General features: G+C 64.8%; 10 protein-coding genes. 8 read left to right on the forward strand and 2 right to left on the reverse strand.

Annotation, left to right across the window (positions count from 1 at the left end):
• From ACX9OW_RS03970 to ACX9OW_RS03990, 5 genes are all read left to right on the forward strand, one after another.
• Positions 1-4,431, forward strand: coding sequence for an RHS repeat-associated core domain-containing protein (locus ACX9OW_RS03970; RefSeq protein WP_459061969.1), 4,431 nt, complete (start codon positions 1-3; stop codon positions 4,429-4,431).
• 1 nt (position 4,432) lies between these two features.
• Complete coding sequence (locus ACX9OW_RS03975; protein WP_459061970.1) at positions 4,433-4,933, forward strand: SMI1/KNR4 family protein; 501 nt, start codon at positions 4,433-4,435, stop codon at positions 4,931-4,933.
• 53 nt (positions 4,934-4,986) lie between these two features.
• Positions 4,987-5,853 carry a hypothetical protein gene (locus tag ACX9OW_RS03980; protein ID WP_459061971.1) on the forward strand — a complete coding sequence of 289 codons (867 nt, stop codon included), beginning with the start codon at positions 4,987-4,989 and terminating at the stop codon, positions 5,851-5,853.
• A gap of 51 nt (positions 5,854-5,904) precedes the next feature.
• Positions 5,905-6,492, forward strand: a complete 588-nt coding sequence (locus ACX9OW_RS03985; RefSeq protein ID WP_065175611.1) for an SUKH-4 family immunity protein — start codon at positions 5,905-5,907, stop codon at positions 6,490-6,492.
• 162 nt (positions 6,493-6,654) lie between these two features.
• A complete protein-coding gene (locus ACX9OW_RS03990; protein WP_459061972.1) occupies positions 6,655-9,561 on the forward strand; it encodes a VIT domain-containing protein in 2,907 nt (968 codons plus the stop codon).
• A gap of 64 nt (positions 9,562-9,625) precedes the next feature.
• Here the strand turns inward: ACX9OW_RS03990 and ACX9OW_RS03995 are convergent, their stop codons facing one another.
• A complete protein-coding gene (locus ACX9OW_RS03995; protein ID WP_459061973.1) occupies positions 9,626-10,834 on the reverse strand; it encodes an acyltransferase family protein in 1,209 nt (402 codons plus the stop codon).
• Positions 10,835-11,009: 175 nt separating this feature from the next.
• Between ACX9OW_RS03995 and ACX9OW_RS04000 the strand changes: the two genes are divergently transcribed.
• The gene (locus ACX9OW_RS04000) at positions 11,010-11,870 is read left to right on the forward strand and encodes a LytTR family DNA-binding domain-containing protein (RefSeq protein WP_065182669.1); all 861 of its coding nucleotides are present in this window, start codon (positions 11,010-11,012) and stop codon (positions 11,868-11,870) included.
• A gap of 38 nt (positions 11,871-11,908) precedes the next feature.
• On the opposite strand, the gene ACX9OW_RS04005 is transcribed toward ACX9OW_RS04000, so the two are convergent.
• Entirely contained in the window at positions 11,909-12,649 is a 741-nt protein-coding gene (locus tag ACX9OW_RS04005; RefSeq protein ID WP_053519322.1) for a M48 family metallopeptidase, read from the reverse strand.
• A gap of 183 nt (positions 12,650-12,832) precedes the next feature.
• Here ACX9OW_RS04005 and prfB point away from each other — a divergent pair.
• Both prfB and ACX9OW_RS04015 read left to right on the forward strand, forming a co-directional pair.
• Positions 12,833-13,958, forward strand: a protein-coding gene (prfB, locus tag ACX9OW_RS04010; protein ID WP_111186457.1) for a peptide chain release factor 2 whose coding sequence is annotated in 2 segments (ribosomal slippage) — positions 12,833-12,907 and positions 12,909-13,958 — 1,125 coding nt in all. Because the reading frame shifts where the segments join, the coding sequence is not laid out codon by codon here.
• 45 nt (positions 13,959-14,003) lie between these two features.
• On the forward strand, positions 14,004-14,786 hold the full coding sequence (locus tag ACX9OW_RS04015) for a helix-turn-helix transcriptional regulator (protein WP_053519318.1): 783 nt from the start codon (positions 14,004-14,006) through the stop codon (positions 14,784-14,786).
• Positions 14,787-15,294 lie beyond the last annotated feature (508 nt).

Below are 15,294 nucleotides of genomic sequence, written 5' to 3' on the forward strand. Positions count from 1 at the left end.
GTGAGCATCGCCGCCAAGCATTTCGATCCGCAGTTGGGTATCGACATCCACATGTATGCGGTGCCGCCGTGCCCGCTGCCGACGCCGCACATCGGCCTGGTGCTCGATCCGTTCGACTACATCCCGTTCATCGGTTCGACCATCAAGGTCAACGGCGTGCATCGCGGCACCGCCGGTACCGGCGGCCTGGATATCCACATCCCGCTCGGTGTCTGGGGGCCGCCGTTGGCGGCACCGATGGGCCCTCAGTTCGACGGCGAAGAGATCTTCATGGGCAGTCGTACCGTGTCGGCCGATGGCGAGCCGTTCTCGCGGCTGGCGATGCCGGTGCTGGACTGCAATCTGGCCGGCATGATCAACCCGTTCCGGGTGAAGAAGCCGAAGAAGCCACTTCGGGCGATGTCACTGCCGACCGGCCTGAACGTGGCCATTCCCACCAGCGTCAAGGTGGGAGGACCACCGACGGTGTCATGGACCGCGCTCGCGTTCCGCGCGGCGTTCGCAGGCCTGGGCAAGCTGCGCAAGAGTGCGTTCTTCCGCAAGAAGATGGATGCCTTTGCCAATTGGCGGCGGGGCAAGTGGGGAAACCTGCCCTCGGGTTTCCTGAAGTGCAAGGTGCTTCGCGCCGAGCCGGTGGACATCCGTGATGGCAGCGTGGTGGTCAACCACCAGGATTTCGATGTTCCGGGCCGCTTGCCACTCACCTGGCAACGCAGCTACGGCTCGCGCCACGCGCGCGCGCCGGGTCTGTGCGGCGCGGGTTGGCAGACGCCGGCAGACATCCGCCTGGAGCTGCTGGCCGACGGCAGCGTCTGGCTGTCCGGCCCCGACCAGGTCGCGTTCTTCCCCGAGCTGCCGCCCGCCGAGGGAGAGGCCGGGGCGATTCTCGATTTCGTCGATGGCGCGCGCCTGCTGAGGCGGCGCGGGCAGTGGCGGGTGCGCTTCAAGAACGGCCTGCAGTACGTGTTCGGTGGCGAGCTGCCTGCAGGTGTCAGCGCGCTGCCGGGCCCGCAGTCCTGGCCGATCGAGCGCATCGAGGATGCGCATGGCAACCACTGGCGCTTCGAGCGTCGCGACGGCCATCTGGTGCGCATCGTCGAGAGCGGTATCGGTGACCTGCAGGGCCGCTTCATCGAAGTGGAGGCCCGGCACGGTCGCATCGACCGCATGGCGCTGCATGACCCGGCCACCGGCCTGGTGCATCCGCTGGTGAGCTATCGCTACAGCGGCGAGGGTGACCTGCTGGCAGCGGTGGATGCGCTTGGAGCTCCGCGCACCTTCGCCTACGAACAGCACCGCATGGTGCGGCACACCGACCGTGTTGGCCTGTCGTTCCATTACGCGTTCGACGCGCAGGGCAGGGTGGTGCATTCGTGGGGCGATGGTGGTCTCTACGATTATCACTTCGAGTACGACGCGCTGCTGCGCGAGACCCGGGTGACCGACTCGCTGGGTCACCTGAGCGTGGTCAAGTTCGACGAGAACCAGCTGCCACTGTGCGAGATCGATCCGCTCGATGGCGTGACGCTGTTCGAGTACGACGATTTCGGGCGGACCGTGGCGGTGACCGATCCGGAAGGACTGCGCACGGCGTTTGCCTATGATGCGCATGGCAACCTGGTCTGCCTGACCCGCGCCGATGGCACGTCGATCCAGATGGAGTACGACCTGGACGACCACATGGTGTCGTTGCGTACGCCGGATGGTGTCGACTGGCAGCAGGCCTACAATGGCCAGGGCCTGCTGGTCAGCCAGACCGATCCATTGGGTGCAACCACCCGCTTCGACTACGACGCACAGGGCCAGTTGCAGGCGCAGACCAACGCACGGCACGCGGTCACGCAACTGCGCTATGACCGTCATGGACTGGTGGCCGCGGTTATCGATGCGCTGGGCCATCAGAGCCGGTTTGAGCATGATCCACTCGGCAACCTGCTGCGCCAGGTCGACCCGCTGGGGCAGGTCAGCCGCTACGAGTACGACGCCAAGGGACGCCTACTGGCCGCCGCTGGCCCCGACGGCAACGGTGTGCGTTGCGAGTATGATGCCGAAGATCAGCTGCTGCGCTATACCGACGAAGCGGGCGCGCAGACGCGACTGCAGTACGTGGGCATCGGACAGATCAGCAAGCGCCTGCAGGCCGATGGGCACAGCGTGGAGTACCGCTACGACACCGAAGAGCAGCTCATCGCGGTCATCAACCAGCGCGGCGAAACCTATCAGCTGGTGCGCGACGCGCTGGGCCGCATCGTCGAGGAAGTGGACTACTGGGGGCAGTCGCGGCGCTATACCTATGACGCGGCCGGACGACTGACCGCCACCGTGGATCCGCTGGGCCAGCGCATCGCCTTCACTACCGACAAGCTCGGGCGCATCACCCGCAAGACGCTGCCGGATGTACGCCATCCTGGACAGCAGGTACAGGAACACTTTGTCTACGACGTGCAGGGCCAGATTGTCGAGCTGCGCAATCCGGTGCGTACAGTGAAGCGCCGGTATGACCCGCTGGGGCAATTGCTGGAGGAACTGCAGGACGGGTTCCGCGTCGGCTATGCCTATGATGAAGTAGGCAACCGCGTACTGCGCGAGACCGCTGCCGGCAATCGGTTAGCGTTCGGCTACGACTTGCGCGACCAGACCGTATCGGTGGCCATCAATGACGAGCCGCCGATCTCGATGGAGCGCGACGCGCTGGGCCGCACCACGCGCGAGCAGCTGAGCCCGCAATTGCAACGCGAGTTCACTTACGACAGCCGCAACCTGCTGACCTCACAGTCGGTGTTGAAAGATGCCGCCCCGTTGTTCGAGACGCGTTACGACTACGACCGCAGTGGCAACCTGACCAAACGTAGCGACAGCGCACAGGGCGTCGATGAGTACCGCTACGACGCGATCGGGCGCCTGCTGCAGCATATCGACCCGAAGGGAAGGGTCGAGCGCTACTTCAACGATCCGGCCGGCGACCGGCTGCGCACCGAAGTGAAGCAGGTGCAGGCGCGCAAGGTGGTAGGCGGCGACGACGACGACCTGACCACCTGGACGCGCGAAGGCACCTATCAGGGCGTGCACTACGTGTTTGACCGGGCGGGTGATCTGGTGCGCAAGGGCGCACCGCAAGGGGATGCGCCGGATGACCTGACGCTGATCTGGGATGCCAACCATCGGTTGGCGGAGAGCCGCCGCAACGGGCAGTCAACGTACTACGGCTATGACCCGCTGGGGCGGCGGGTGTTCAAGCGCAACCCGACGCAGACGACGTGGTTCTTCTGGGATGGTGATGCGTTGCTGGGCGAAGTGCAGCAGGCCAATGACGCCGAAGAGGCGGCGCCGGTGTGGGTGGGGAATGTGGGCAGCCTGGTCGAGGTACGGCGTCGGCAGCGGCAGCTGGAGAGGCTGCATGAGCGGGTGCGGGAGTATGTGTACTACCCGGGTACGTTTGTGCCGTTGGCGTTGGTTGTAGAGCGCTCCAGCAGGGGCGTAAGCGCAACTAGCAGTGCTCCAACTCCCGCAGCGAGCGGCGCAGATGCTCTGCTACATCGTAATCGTGCTTCAATACCAGTGAGTTCCACAGTTGGGGCCAGTAAACGCGGTATCGGTTTGTTGGGCGGTGGAGCATCATTGGGCTCAAGTGGGTTAATCATTGCCGCCGAGGTGGTCGAGCGCGGTGAAAAGCCACCCGAGCCGCTTCACAGTGAAGCGGCATTTGCCGATCCCGTTTCAAGCCTAGTGGGCGAGCTGGGATCTTCAGGTGCCAAGGTCAAGGAAAACCAACCGGGCAAGGAGGTATGGGTCTATCAAGTTGATCCTAATGGACGGCCCATCCGGCTGCTTTGTCGCGACGGGAGGTGCGGCTGGTCAGGCTCGTATGATGGTTGGGGCAAGTTGCATGAGGAACGCTTCGATGACGGGGTTCACAACTTCATCAGATTCCAAGGGCAGTACGCGGACCTTGAAACCGGCCTCCACTACAATAGATATCGCTATTACGATCCGCACGCGGGTTCGTATGTTTCAGAGGATCCAATTTCTATTGCTGGTGGAGTAAACATATATGGATATGCAAGGAATCCGTTTCGCTGGTTTGATGCGCTGGGGCTCTATGTAACAAAAACACTTGCTGAGTGGTTGAAGGATTACCCAGATCTATTGCAGGAGGCTAGGGATAAATTCAAGAGCGCGCCTGAGTGGCAGGGCATCGACCCGGATAGTACGCCCGTGTTCTATCGGCCGAAATCGGAAGTGGACGTTATTCGCGCTAAACCTGGAGAATCCGGTGGCCATCATCCTCACGGCTTGGCGCTGGGTGGGCCAGAGGGGCAGGTACTAACGATTACGAATGAAACGAGAAAGATTAAGAATCCGAATCATAGTGCTGCAACTGGATTGCAGAGAAGAATAATAAATGTGATAAAGGCGCAGTGTAGGAGCTGATATGAATATTCTGTATTCGAATTTCCTGGATTTTCTTGTGGGAAAGGGCTGGATTTTGGTTGGTAGGGATGGTGGTGATGGACCGCCACCTGTTATCGATGATTCGATAAATGCAGATGTTCCGGCCTTTTACTTGGAGTTTCTTTCGAATTTCACATCGCTCTCGAACAAGGATGAGTCACGGTGGTTCGTCTCAATCGAGGAGTTTGCGGGTGTCTCGGATGGCGCGTTCTCCTGGGATGAGTTTGAGAAGATGAGCATTGACGCTGCAATGACGGATGCTGATGGCGAGGATGTTCGAAAGTTCTGGGCAGAGTATTTGCCGATTTTTATGGCGGTCGACGGAGACTATCAATTCGTTGGGCTGGGCCGGAGCTCTGGGGCGGTTGTGCACGGCGTTGAGCCCGAGTTTGAAAGTGTTACTAGGCTTGCCGAGACATTCGACGAATTTCTCACTGCGGCGATGAATGGCCAGTACGACGAACTATTCTTTGGGCGCTAGTTGCCGGGTGCGCACCGGCAGCATCCGCTGGCGCGCAGACGCGGCTGCAGCACGTGGGCATCGGCCAGATCGGAAAGCGCGTGCAGAAAGTTGTTCTGATGCATGGCAGACACGAAGCAGCATTCCCGACTCCGGGTGCTGAGCTGGTGTTCTTCAACGCCCCGTTCAACACTGAGAGGCTCGCCCGGATCGAGCAGGTTCACCTCTGGTCACCTCCCGGCGACAAGCTCGAAGCGCTTCCGGAGATCCTCAGGGAAATGCGGGGTCTCAAGACGCTCAGCATCGGGCCGGGATCGATCGCGCCGTCGATCATGGCTGGACTCGAGGAAGGACTTCTGCCTGAGAGCATCGAGGCATTGAGCATCCATCTTGGCACGGGGACGTTGGCCTGGCCGGGCGTTGTGCTACCCAATCTCAGGACGCTGTATGTCGACGTGCCGGTGCGCTTCGACACATCAAGCTTCCCCGCGTTGAAAGTACTTTCGCTCTATCCAGACAAGTCATTGAAGAATCTCAGGCAGGCCCTGGCCCTGCCTCTGGAAGAACTGAACATTCTGAATGTCCCCGTGGATGGTGAGATCTTCAACATCCTGTCTGCATCGGCTGGTGGCCTCGAACGCCTGGGACTGTTGGGTGGCACGAAGCTGAAAAGCCTCGATGGCATCGAGACACTTGCCGCGTTGACGTCGGTATGGCTGAAGAATCTGAGTTCGCTGACAGACATCCGTGCACTGGTGGGGCTCGAGCAGCTCAAGAAACTGGATATCCAGTACTGCAAGAAGATTGCCAACATCGAGGTCATCAATGATCTTTCCGCGCTTCGTGAGTTGACGCTCGTGGGTTGCGGAAAGGTGGGTCTGAAGAAAATACAGGCAAAGATCGAATCGCTTCAGAAGCGCACCATCGGGGCGACGACCTAGCCACATTGCATGTGCGGTGCCGGGCCCGCTGAAACTGCATGAGGTTCATGCGTGACTGAAACTGCATTCTCCCGCGTTTATGCCTCGGGTTCGTTGGAGGTGAGTGCCCAGGTCCTTCGGGATTTCGGACTGGAACCGTCGACGAGTGAGCTGATGCTTCGGCTGGGGCTTCCTTCACGGCTGCCGGGCGATGTACCTGTTGTTCAGTTCGAAGTGCCCCACGTGGTCGAGATCGATGGCACCGGACTTCTGGCTATCGCGCGAGAGCCATGGGGCGAGGATCTGCTGCTGTGCCTGTCGGCGAGTGGCGAGGTACTTGCCGTGGGCGATGGCGGACGTCAGATCGTGAATGGACGCCTGTCGAGCTTCCTTGGGTTTCTCGAAGCGTATGAGGCATTCCAGGCCCAGGCAAAGGCGGATGATTCCGGTCCGATGGTCTACTCCCAGGCGGAGATGCAGGCCCGGCTGGAGGCATTCGAGCGGGGTGAGATTCCCAAGCGCTCTGCAAAGCCGCGATTCGATCGCAGTAGGGCGATCAGGACGCTGGTGTCGGAGTGGAGGAGGCTTGATGCCGCTGCACTGACGGAAGGGTCACGGTGGTCAATTGTTCTGGAACAGATCCAGGATGGCCTTGTTTGAGATGTCGGTCCTGTAAGGCGACATTCGGGCAGCAGAATCCGGACGACCACTGGGTGGCGTCCGGCAGCAATATCTTCCAGAGCCATCGCGGACGATCACCCGATCAACCCCGATCCGGCCTGCCATGCGTTGAACAGTTCGTCCTCGCTCTGGAGACGTACCATGTCGCCCGTCCTTCGTCGTGTGCTGTGCCTGCTGGCGCTGCTGCTCTGTGCCTTCACCACGGCCGCCCAGACCCACGGCCGTCCGGCCGTCCGCCCGGTCCGTGCGGTCCCGTTGCTGCAGGTCGCGGGCGCCGAGCAGCCCATCGTGCTGAGTCGGGCCTCGATCGAAGGGGAGGTCCAGGCGGGTATCGTCCAGACCCGCGTCACGTTGGAGTTCCATAACCCCAACCGCCGGGTCATGGAGGGCGAGCTGCAGTTCCCGCTGGCTGATGGCCAGCAGATCACCGGCTTCGCCCTGGATATCGATGGCCCGTTGCGCGAGGCGGTGCCCGTGCCGAAGGACCGGGGGCGTCAGGTGTTCGAGGACATCGCGCGTCGCGGCGTCGATCCGGGCCTGCTGGAGCAGACCGCCGGCAATCAGTTCCGCCTGCGTGTCTACCCGTTGCCCGCCGGCGGCAGCCGCCGTGTGCAGCTGGTGCTGCGCGAACCGCTGGCGTTTGCCGCCCACGGCTGGCAATGGACTTTGCCGTTGCAGTTCGCAGCCAGCGCGGCCTCGGTCGAGCTGACGCTGCAGGCGCCGGATGCGGCGACCACGGGCGCAGGGCCGTTCCGCTTCACTGAGGGGCAACTGCATTGGCAGGGCCGAGGCGCCCTGTTGCCGGCGCAGCTGCAGTGGACGCTCCCGGCATCACGTCAGGCACGGGTACAGGTCGCACCGTGGCAGGACGGTCACTATCTGCTGGCACAGCTGCCGGTGCCGGTCGATAACGCGCCGCGTACGCTGCCGACCGATATCGGCCTGCTGTGGGATGGCTCCGGCTCATCAGGCCGGCGTGACCGTTCGCGGGAGTTTGCACTGCTGGACCGTTACTTTGCTGTGCTGGGAAACGGCACGGTCGCGCTGACAGTTCTGCGTGACCGGGCCGAGCCGGTGCGTCGCTTCCGTATCCGCGGCGGTGACTGGTCGGCATTGCGGCAGGCGTTGCAGGCCGTCCGCCCGGATGGCGCCAGCGCGCTGGCGCAGTGGCAGCCGCAGGCAGCCGTGAAGGAGTACCTGCTGGTCAGCGACGGTCTGTTGACCTACGGCCCGCAGGTGTTGCCGACGCTCGCCGCCGACCAGCGCCTGTTTGCGGTCAGCAGTGCGGGCGCACATACCGATGTCGTTCGGCTGCGCGGTTGGAGCGAATCACATGGCGGTCGCTTCGTCGCCCTGGGGACGGATGTCGATGCCGCTGCACGCGAACTGCTGTCTTCGCCGCTGGACGTGCAGGTCGATGCGGGCCGCGGTGTACAGGCCGTGGTGATCGATCGTCGCAGTGAAGCGCAGGGCTGGCTGTGGCTGCACTCGCGGCTGGCGGCGGACGGCGTGCCGATGCGGGTCCGCGTCGGCGGCCAATGGCTGGCGCTGCCCGCGACACAGACGAGCGGCAATGGAGAACTGCTGGCCGGCCTGTGGGCGCAGGCGCGGCTGCAGCAGCTGGCCGCCGACCGTCGCGGCAACCGTGAGGCGATGCAGCGCCTGTCGCAGCAGTTCGGCCTGGTCGGTCCGGATACCTCGTTGATCGTGCTGGAGACGCTGGACGATTACCTGCGCTACGCGATCCGGCCTGCCGGCGCGCTGCGGACCGAGTACGACGCCCGCTTTGCACGCGTGGTCGCTGACCGCAGCGCCGCCGAGCGCCGTCGCCTGGACGACATCGCCGCACAGTGGCAGGAGCGCCGGGAGTGGTGGCGCCGCAGCTGGCCGAAAGACACACCGCCGCAGTTGCAGGGAAAGGCGTTGGACAGGGTTGCCGTCTCTGCTTCGGCCGCCGCGCCGGTAGCGATGCTGGCGGCCGCACCTCCCGCGCCCGCACCGATGCTTGCGGCCGCGGAACGCGACGTCCAGGTGTCGCGTGCACGCGCCCGTCGCTCGGCACCTGCACAGGAAGCCGCACGCGATGCGAGCACAGGGAGCGGCGCTGCCGCAGCGGCAGGGGAGGCAGCGAACAGCGGTGCGCTCGGCATCCAACTGGCCGCATGGCAGCCAGATTCGGACATTGCCCGGCGCCTGCGCCAGGGGCCGTCCTCGCAGCTGTACGACCGCTACCTGGCCGAGCGCGCCGCGCATGCCGACAGCAGTGCGTTCTTTCTCGACGTGGCCGATCTGTTGCTGGAGCAGGGGCAGCGGGACCTGGCCCTGCGCGTGCTGTCCAACCTGGCCGAGATGGACCTGGACAACCGTCATCTGCTGCGCGTGCTCGGCTACCGCCTGATGCAGGCCGACGAACCGATGCTGGCGGTGCCGGTGTTCGAGCAGGTGTTGGCGATGGGCGAGGAGGAGCCGCAGAGCTTCCGTGATCTCGGCCTGGCCCTGGCGGCGGCGGGCCGGCCACAGCAGGCGCTGGCGCCGCTGTACCAGGTGGTGACGCGGCCCTGGGACAGCCGGTTCAACGGCATTGCACTGATCGCGCTGGACGAGCTGACCCAACTGGTTGCGCGCAGCACGCCAGGGCTTGATACCTCGGCCATCGACCCGCGCCTGCTGCAGCCGATGCCGCTGGACCTGCGGGTAGTGCTGTCGTGGGATGCGGACAACAGCGACATGGACCTGTGGGTGACCGACCCGAACGGCGAGCGCGCGTACTACGGCAATCGTCTGACCTACCAGGGAGGACAGATGTCACAGGACTTCACCGGAGGCTATGGACCCGAGCAGTTCTCACTGCGTGATGCCAAGCCGGGCAGGTACAAGGTGGAGGCCAATTATTTCGGCAGTCGCCAGCAGCTGGTGACCGGTGCCACGACCCTGATGCTGCGCCTGACCACCCATTGGGGCACGCCGAAGCAGAAGGACCAGAGGGTGACGATGCGATTGAAGGATCGTGCCGAAACGGTGCTGGTGGGCGAGTTCGAGGTCAGATAGCGCCGAGCTCAGTTCGGGCAGGCTTGAGTCGGAGCCGGGCATGACCCGGCTCCACGCGATGGTGTCACGGTGCCGTCGCCGCGCCTGCCACCGAAGGCGATGGCGGATGGACGCGCAGGCCGAACAGGGGGCGCAGCCAGCGGACGCGACGGATCAGCAGCTCGTGGATCAGCAGGCAGCCGGCGACGGTGCCGGCAACCAGCAGAGCCGGTTCCAGCCAGGGGCCGAGCTGAAGGGGCCGCAGCCAGTAGAGCAGGACGATCAGCACGGTCTGGTGCAGGATGTACCAGCTGAAGACCGCCTCTCGGCAGTAGTCGAGGCCACGCCACGGCTGGTCGAGCAGCACGCGGGCCCAGCCGAACATCGCCAGCAGTGCGCACCAGGTGTATAGGGCCCGGCCGACGCGCTCGGTCTGCGCCCATGGCAGCGACAGCACCCATGGATCGAGCTGGTCAAGGTCGGGCATCCGGCCCAGGGCGCGGATGCCGAGTTCGACCAGCAGCCCGATCACGGCCAGCGCCAACGTCAGGCGCCTGCCGCGCACGAGCAGGTCCCAGCCGCGTTGCCAGCGTGCGGCCCAGAAACCGGCCAGGAACAGGGGCAGGGATTCGGCATGCACGTAGAGGTCGTTCAGCAGCGCATGGGTGGGCGGCCACGCAGGCATCACCACCAGCAGGGCCCAGGCCAGCCAGAGCACCGGCAGCAGCAGGCCGATGATCGCGATCAGGCGGTCATCGGGCCGCCATGACGGCAGCCGCGCCCACAGGGCCTGCATCGGACCGGCCAGCGCGATGGCCAGCAGGGTGTAGGGCACCAGGTACGCCAGATACCACAGGTGATTCCAGGTGAACCCGTAGGCTGCGCCGTCGAAATGCGCGCCCGGCCACGGCCGGAACTGCCAGTAACGCCATAGGAAGGCGCCGAGTCCTGGCGTCACATCGCCCTTGTCCACCGCTTCGCAGTAAGCCTGCAGCGAGACGACAGCGACGATGCCGAACAACAGCGGCAGCAGCAGGCGTCCGCTGCGTTTCAGTGCGAACCGGTGCCGCCCGTGCCGCGGCAGCGAGAGGCCCAGGGCGATACCCGAGATCACGAACAGCAGTGGCATGCGCCAGCGGTTCAGAGCGATCATCGGCCACTGCAGCCACTCGGCTGTGTAGGCGCTCTTGAGATGGAAGCCCCAGCCATCCACATAGGCCATGGCCGCGTGGTAAAGGATGAGCAGGGCGAAGGCGAGCACGCGGAGCGTGTCGATGTCATGGCGTCGGGTCATGGCCGCAACCGGCAGGAAGGTGACGCCAGACTGCGTCCGCAAAGGTGGCGGCGTAAGCGGCAGGGGGCCACCGGTGCCGCGGTAGTGACCAATGGCGGGCGTGCCGGGATCAACGGGGAGGCTACGCTCGCTCCCTTGATGCACGCTGAGGGACCGCGACGAGATGGATGCAGCAATGGCTCAGGGCAGACTGCCGCGCTGGCGAACGTCAAGTCGCCTGCTGGTGTGGGCCGCGATCCTGTCGGCGACCGCAGTGACGAACGCGCTGGTGGAAGTGATGGATTCAGGGCGCCACGGCACCGCCCTGGCCCTGTGGGAGCCCCTGGTCTGGGAGTTCAGCAGCGCCGGAGCGGTGCTGCTGACCCTGCCGCTGCTGTGGTGGGGGTGCCAGCGCTGGCCGTTGCATGCCGACACCTGGAGGCGCCTGCTGCCGCTGTACCTGCTGGCCAGCGTGGGGTGGTCGCTGCTGCACGTGGTGGGGATGATGGTGATCCGCCACCTCGCGTACGCCGCACTGGGCCATCACTACCAGGACGATGACGGCTGGTTGCAGCGCTTTGCCTACGAGTACCTGAAGGATGTCCGCACGTTCGCGTTGTTCGTGGCGCTGGAGCACCTTGCCGGCTGGTTCGGCCGCCGCCGCCAGGGTGAGGCATCCCTGCTGGCCGCGCCGGATGTCGGTCCGCCGGTCGAGCCGGTCGAGCGCCCGCAGCACTTCCTGGTGCGCAAGCTGGGCAAGGAATTCCTGGTCGCCACCGAGGACGTCGAGTACGCCCAGGCCGCTGGCAACTACGTGAATCTGAGGGTCCGCGGCCATGACTATCCGCTGCGGATCACCATGGCGGTGCTGGAACTGCGGCTGGATCCGCTGGTGTTCCTGCGGCCGCATCGCAGCTGGCTGATCAACCGCGGGCAGCTGCGCTCCATCGAGCCGCTGGATGGCGGCGAGGCCCTGCTGCACATGGCCGATGGGGCCAAGATTCCCTGCAGCAGGCGCCAGCTGCCGCTGCTGCGGCAGGCGCTGGCGGGAGGATAGGGGCGGGCGGACCTGCGGAGCGCCCGCCCCCTTCGTGCTTACTTCCTGTCCTTCTTGATCATCGCGTCGATGCGCGCGGCGCGGGCTTCCGAGCCGGGGTGCGACGACATCAGGCCGCCTTCGCTGGACAGCTTGCGGAACATGCTGGCCAGGGCTGCCGGATCATAGTTGTGGCGCTTCATGAACTGATAGCCGTACTCGTCCGCCGCGCTCTCTTCCTTCTGCGAGAACTGGGCGTTGACGAAACCCTCGGCGAGGTCGCCGAGCTGGCCCTGGCTGAGCTGGGTCAGGTTGCCGTTGCCCGACGCTGCCAGGCCTTCGCGGCCGGCCGATGCGAGCAGCGCGGTGCGCATCTTGGTCTTGCTGTGGCCCAGCTTCACGTGGCCGATTTCGTGGCCGATCACGCCACGCACCTCGTCATCGCTGGCCATGTCCATCAGGCCGGTGTAGACGCGGACGCAGCCGTTGGCCATCGCCCAGGCGTTGACATCGGCGGTCCGGTAGACCTTGAAGTTCAGGTTCAGGCCGTCCTCGTTGGCGAGCCCCTGGGTGATCTTGGCCAGGCGCTGGGCATAGGGATCGTTGGCGGGTGCCAGCTGGTTCTCCTTGTCCATGTAGGCGCAGGCCTGGTCGGCGGCCGCCGAGACCTCTGCGTCGGACAGGGTCAGCGCCTTGCCGGCCTTCAGGCCGGTGCTGGTCAGGCCCTTCAGGTCGATGGCCGAGGCATTGGCGGCCAGCAGGCAGGCGGCCAGGCACAGGGTGGAACGCATGATCTTCATTGAAATGGTGCTCCTTGGATTGGGATGGGCCGCGCGTCCCCCTGTTGCCGCGGCGGCCGGGAAGTCTACCGGCTTCAGCCCGGCCCGTGTCCAGCCGCCGGCCGGGCCGCTGGGGGTGCCTCGCCGCCTGCCGGGCGCCTGCGTTATCATTGGCAGTCATTTTTTGAACGCACGACCGCCGACATGATCGAACTGAATCCTGTCCGCCAGCGCATCACCGATCTGACCGATCGCGTGCTGTCGCTTCGGGGGTATCTTTGACTACGACGCCAAGAAAGAGCGTCTTGAAGAAGTAACGCGGGAGCTTGAAAACCCCGACGTCTGGAACAACGCCGAGTACGCCCAGAACCTGGGGCGCGAGCGATCCAGCCTGGAAAAGACCGTGGGCGGCATCGCCTCGGTGCTCGATGGCCTGAAGGATGCGACCGAGCTGCTGGAGCTGGCCGAGTCCGAGCAGGACGAGGACACCGCGCTGGCCGTGGTTGCCGATCTGGACAAGCACCAGTCGCACGTCGAGAAGCTGGAGTTCCAGCGCATGTTCTCCGGCGAGATGGACAATGCCGCTGCGTTCGTCGACATCCAGGCCGGTGCCGGTGGTACCGAAGCCCAGGACTGGGCCGAGATCCTGCTGCGCATGTACCTGCGCTGGTGCGAATCGCGTGGCTGGAAGACCGAGCTGATGGAAGTTTCCGGCGGTGATGTGGCGGGCATCAAGTCGGCCACCCTGCGCGTGGAAGGTGACTATGCCTATGGCTGGCTGAAGACCGAGACCGGCGTGCACCGCCTGGTGCGCAAGTCGCCGTTCGACTCTGACAACCGTCGCCACACCAGCTTCACCTCGGTGTTCGTTTCGCCGGAGATCGACGACAACATCGACATCACCATCAACCCGGCCGATCTGCGCACCGACGTCTACCGTTCGTCCGGCGCCGGTGGTCAGCACGTCAACAAGACCGAGTCGGCGGTGCGTATCACCCACATTCCGACCAACATCGTGGTGGCGTGCCAGACCGGCCGCAGCCAGCACCAGAACCGCGACAACGCGATGAAGATGCTGGCCGCAAAGCTCTACGAGCTCGAGATCCAGAAGCGCAACGCGGAGAAGGATGCCGTGGAAGCGACCAAGTCCGACATCGGCTGGGGCAGCCAGATCCGCAATTACGTGCTCGATCAGAGCCGCATCAAGGACCTGCGCACGGGCATCGAGCGTTCCGATACGCAGAAGGTGCTCGATGGTGACCTCGATGAGTTCGTCGAGGCCAGCCTGAAGGCCGGCCTGGCGGTGGGGTCCAAGCGCGTCGATGCCTGATGCGCACGCCTGCGCCGATATCATCGCCTTCCGCAACGGAGGGCGATGATGCGCAGCGAGAGTGAACGCAGGGAGCTCGGCGGTTTCCTCAAGGCCTGCCGCGCCCGTGTCGACCCGGCCACGCTGGGCCTGCCGGCCGGGCGCAGGCGTACCCCCGGCCTGAAGCGCGAGGAAGTGGCGCTGGCGGTGGGGGTCAGTGTCAGCTGGTACACCTGGATCGAGCAGGGACGTGAAGTGCGTGCGTCGCCGGAAGTGCTCGAGCGCCTGGCCCGGGTGTTGCGCATGAGCGATGACGAGCGCGCATATGCGTTCGCGCTGTCCGGCTATGGCGTTCCGCTGGAGTCGCCAGATGAAAGCGTGACTGATGGCCTGCGCCAGCTGGTGGACGCGATGCAGCCGATCCCGGCCTACGTACGCAACACCCGTTTCGACATCCTGGCCTGGAATCCGGCCATTGCCGAACTGTTCGTCGACTACAGCCAGCTGGCGCCGCATGAGCGCAACACGCTGCGGCTGATGTTCCTGTATCCGCCTTATCGCACGTTGATCCTCAACTGGGAGGAGATGGCCCGGGGCCTGCTGGCCGGCTTCCGCGCGGCGATGGCGCAGGCGCAGGACAAGGCGCCTTTCCTGGCGCTGGCCGAGGACATCGCTGCCCACAGCGATACGTTCCGGCAGTGGTGGCCGGAGCATGATGTGCGCCGCTTCGACGAGGGGGCGAAGAAGCTGAACCACCCCACGCGCGGGTTGCTGGACCTGCAGTACGTGGCGCTGGTGCCGGAGAGCCGGCACGACCTGTCGTTGGTCACCTACCTGCCGCGAAAGTAGGTGGGTCGGCAGGGCTGCGCCCTGCACCCGCAGAGGCTTCAAGCCACGGCAACGGCAACGGCGTGCATTCCGTGGGATGGCGGGGCGGCGTCGAAGTGCGGGGACGCCGTGAACCCCTCCATGGGGGCTTGGCAGCCGCATCCATGCGGCTGACACCCCGCACTCCGACGCCGCCCCGCCTCTGACAATTTCCCGCGGCTGTGGGTGGGTGTCGACCTTGGTCGACACATCTGTCAGATATCGAAATTCATTTGGAGCCAGATCCGTTCCGACAGATCGCGGGAAACTGTCGAAGGCGGGGTGGGGCCGATGGCGGGAGTGTCCGCGGCATGGATGCCGCGGCCAAGCCCCCATGGATGGGTTCACGGCGTCTCCCGCCATCGGCCCCACCCCGCCATCCCGCAGGAAACCAGCTTCTGCTGTGGCTTGGCTGTGGCTTGGCGTGGCTTGGGGGGCAGGGCGCAGCCCTGCCGACAACCCCATTCAGGCAGGTAAGTGCAGGTCACAG

This window comes from Stenotrophomonas genospecies 5, assembly GCF_054473825.1.